The sequence below is a fragment of the Pseudomonas sp. SDO5591_S426 genome (assembly GCF_054070755.1).
Genome location: NZ_JBSVXD010000320.1, coordinates 1 through 3731, shown reverse-complemented (window position 1 = coordinate 3731; position 3731 = coordinate 1). Strand labels below are relative to the sequence as shown.

Sequence of the window (3731 nt, the reverse complement as noted above, 5' to 3'; positions counted from 1 at the left end):
TGAAACGCATTCCCCTGTAGAAGTGAGCCTGCTCGCGATGGCCGCGCCGCGGTTTACCTGATCAGCCAAAGATCTTCTTGAAAAACGCCTGCATGTCCGCCCACGACTTTTCATCCGCCGCTTTGCTGTAGCCAATGTCCGGCCCGCCGTGATCGCCATGGCTCAAGCGATCGGCATCCGGATTGCTGAAGCCATGCTTGGCGCCTTCAAGACTGACGAACGTGTAGTCGGCGCCGGCCTTGTCCATTTCGGCTTTGAACGCCGCGACGTTATCCGGCGTGACCATGCTGTCCAGCGCACCGTGCTCGACGAGGATTTTCGCTTTCACGCTGCCTGGTTTCGCCGGGGTATTGGTCGCCAGCGAACCGTGGAAGCTCACCACCCCGGCCAGCGGCACACCCTGGCGTGCAGCGTTGAGCACCACGCCGCCGCCAAAGCAGTAACCGATAGCGGCAATTTTTTGCGGATCGGTTTGCGGCTGTTTCTTCAGCAAGTCGAGCCCGGCCTGGAACCGCGCGCTGGACGCTGCGCTGTCCTTCAACGCCGCTTGCATGAACGCCATGGCGTCCTTGGGATGTTCGGTGTTCTTGCCATCGCCATACATGTCGATGGCCAGCGCGCTATAGCCCAGCCCTGCGAGATCGCGGGCGCGGCGCTTGGTGTAATCGTTGAGTCCCCACCATTCATGCACCACCACGACACCTGGGCGGGGGCCGTTGATCGCGTCGTCATAGGCGTAGTAGCCGATCAGTTTTGTGCCGTCGGCACTTTGGTACGGGATTTCCTGGGTCTTGATGGCGGCTTGGCTGAGCCCGCTCAACGTCAGTAAGAGGACAGCGAGAAACATGCGCATGGTCGAATCTCCTGTTGAAACGTGTCGAAAGAGTCGGGTCGATTTGGTTCAGCTCAGGTTCAGAGTGCGTTCAGGGGGAGTTCAGGGCCGGGTCAGTAACCTTGCGCCATACCCGAAAGCAAATAGCGCATGAGGAATCACCCCAATGACTGCATTCAAAAAACTGCTTCTGGCTTTCACCGTGATGGGCGCCAGCGTTGCTGCGCATGCCGCCGATGAGAATTTTGCCGGCCTTACTTTTGGACAGACCAGCGACAAGGTGAAAAAGTCCAACGCGCTGGACACCAACCTCAACAATCCTAACGCCGATGGCGTGATCGGCAAGGACAATACCTGGGGCGTGCGCCTGGGCCAGCAAAACAGCCAGGGCCGTTACTACGCCACTTACGACAATGTGTCGGGCTCGCACAATGGGATTAAACTGCGTCAGGAAAACCTCCTGGGTAGCTACGATCTGTTCTATCCGGTGGGGGGCAGCACCAAGTTGTTCGGTGGCGCCACGGCCGGTTTGACCAAATTGACTCAGGACTCGCCAGGCTACAGCCGCGACAGCGACATCGGTTACGCCGTCGGCGGGCAGATGGGGGTGCTGCAACAGGTTTCGCAAAACACCTCGGTTGAACTGGGTTACCGTTACCTGCGCAGCAACGCCAGCACCGAGATGAAAGAAAGCGGCGGCAGCAAGCAAGGTTCGCTGGATTTGACCAGCAGCGCCCAGACTTACCTGTCCGCCAACTACGCTTTCTAAAGCGGTTCGCCTTTGTACTCTGTGGGAGCTAGCCTGCTAGCTCCCACAGAGGGTTGTCTGGAGATTTTGATTTGCCCGGGAGAGCGTTATGAAACTGCTGGTCGTCGAAGATGAAGCGCTGTTGCGCCATCACCTGCAAACCCGCCTGACGGAAAGCGGCCATGTGGTCGAGTCCGTGGCCAATGCCGAGGAGGCGTTGTACCAGACCGAGCAGTTCAACCATGACTTGGCGGTGATCGATCTTGGTTTGCCGGGCATGAGCGGTCTCGACCTGATCCGTCAGCTGCGCTCGCGGGGCAAGACCTTTCCGATCCTGATCCTCACCGCGCGCGGCAACTGGCAGGACAAGGTCGAAGGCCTGGCCGCCGGGGCCGACGATTATGTGGTCAAGCCGTTCCAGTTCGAAGAACTCGACGCCCGCCTCAATGCGTTGTTGCGTCGCTCCAGCGGTTTCACCCAGTCGACCATCGTTGCCGGGCCGTTGGTGCTGGACCTCAATCGCAAACAGGCGACCCTCGATGATCAGCCGCTGGCGCTGACGGCCTACGAATACCGCATCCTCGAATACCTGATGCGCCATCATCAGCAGGTGGTGGCCAAGGACCGTTTGATGGAGCAGCTGTACCCGGATGACGACGAGCGCGATCCGAACGTGATCGAAGTGCTGGTCGGTCGCCTGCGGCGCAAACTCGAAGGGCCGGTGGGGTTCAAGCCGATCGACACCGTGCGTGGCCTCGGCTACCTGTTCAATGAGCGTTGCACTTGATTCGTTCGCTTCGTGTCCGCTTGATGCTCGCCGCCACACTGCTGGCGGTGTTGTTCATGCTGGCGCTGCTGCCGGCGATGCAGGGTGCGTTCAGCCTCGCGTTGCAGGACTCCATCGAGCAGCGTCTGGCGTCCGACGTCACGACGCTGATCTCTGCCGCCCGGGTCGAAAACAACCACTTGCAGATGCCGGCGCAACTGCCCGACGAACGTTTCAATCTCACCGACAGCCGATTGCTCGGTTATATCTACGACCGCGAGGGTCATCTGGTCTGGCGCTCCAAGGCCACGCAGGAAGAGAAAATCAACTACAAGCCGCGCTACGACGGGCGCGGCAACGAGTTCGCCAGGATCAGCGAAGCCAGTGGGGAATTCTTCGTCTATGACGTCGAGGTCAAGTTGCTGGGCGGCAAAAGTGCGGCGTTCAGCATTGTTGCGCTGCAACCGGTTCGCGAATACGAAATCACCCTCGAAGGCCTGCGGGAAAACCTCTATCTGGGTTTCGGCGCCGCGTTGCTGGTGCTGCTGGCGCTGCTGTGGATCGGACTGACCTGGGGTTTGCAGGCGTTGCGCCGGCTCAGTCAGGAACTGGATGAAATTGAAAGCGGCGACCGCGAAAGCCTCAGCGAGCAACACCCGCGCGAACTGCTGCGCCTGACCGGTTCCCTCAACCGATTGCTGCACAGCGAGCGCGAACAGCGCAGCCGTTACCGTGATTCCCTCGATGATCTGGCGCATAGCCTGAAAACTCCGCTGGCGGTGTTGCAAGGCGTCAGCGAGGACATGGCGCAACGCCCCGAAGATCGCGATCAGGCTTGGGTGCTGCAAACCCAGATCGAGCGCATGAGCCAGCAGATCAGCTATCAGTTGCAGCGCGCCAGCCTGCGCAAAAGCGGTCTGGTGCGTCATCAGGTACGCCTGCGCCCGGTGCTGCAAAGCCTGTGCGACACGCTGGACAAGGTCTATCGCGACAAACGCGTGCGGGTGGCGCTGGATCTGCCGGAGGAGTGTTATGTGCCGATCGAGCAGGGCGCCTTGCTGGAAATGATGGGCAACCTGTTGGAAAACGCCTATCGCCTGTGCTTGGGCGAAGTGCGCGTCAGCGTGCGGCAGACCCTCAGCGGCATCGAGTTGTGCGTCGAGGACGACGGCCCCGGCGTACCGCCCGACCAACGCGCGCGAATCCTGCAACGCGGCGAACGCCTGGATCGCCAGCACCCGGGGCAGGGCATCGGCCTGGCGGTGGTCAAGGACATCATCGAAAGCTACAGCGCCAAACTGACCCTGGGTGATTCACCGATGGGTGGGGCGGCGTTCAGGATTCAGTTTCCGGTGGTGTGATCCGAATACCTGTAGGAGCACGGC

At 60.5% G+C, this 3731-nt stretch carries 4 protein-coding genes; 3 read left to right on the top strand and 1 reads right to left on the bottom strand.

Annotation, left to right across the window (positions count from 1 at the left end; translation table 11 throughout):
* Positions 1-61: 61 nt before the first annotated feature.
* Entirely contained in the window at positions 62-853 is a 792-nt protein-coding gene (locus ACW9JC_RS29245; protein WP_457459391.1) for a dienelactone hydrolase family protein, read from the bottom strand.
* A 145-nt stretch (positions 854-998) separates the two neighbouring features.
* On the opposite strand from ACW9JC_RS29245, the gene ACW9JC_RS29240 reads away from it, so the two are divergent.
* The 3 genes from ACW9JC_RS29240 to ACW9JC_RS29230 all read left to right on the top strand — a co-directional run bounded on the left by ACW9JC_RS29240 (position 999) and on the right by ACW9JC_RS29230 (position 3707).
* On the top strand, positions 999-1601 hold the full coding sequence (locus tag ACW9JC_RS29240; RefSeq protein WP_457459389.1) for a hypothetical protein: 603 nt from the start codon (positions 999-1001) through the stop codon (positions 1599-1601).
* An 88-nt stretch (positions 1602-1689) separates the two neighbouring features.
* The gene (locus ACW9JC_RS29235) at positions 1690-2367 is read left to right on the top strand and encodes a response regulator transcription factor (RefSeq protein WP_338582499.1); all 678 of its coding nucleotides are present in this window, start codon (positions 1690-1692) and stop codon (positions 2365-2367) included.
* Complete coding sequence (locus ACW9JC_RS29230; RefSeq protein ID WP_457459387.1) at positions 2364-3707, top strand: ATP-binding protein; 1344 nt, start codon at positions 2364-2366, stop codon at positions 3705-3707. Before ACW9JC_RS29235 ends, ACW9JC_RS29230 begins: the two co-directional genes overlap by 4 nt.
* Positions 3708-3731 lie beyond the last annotated feature (24 nt).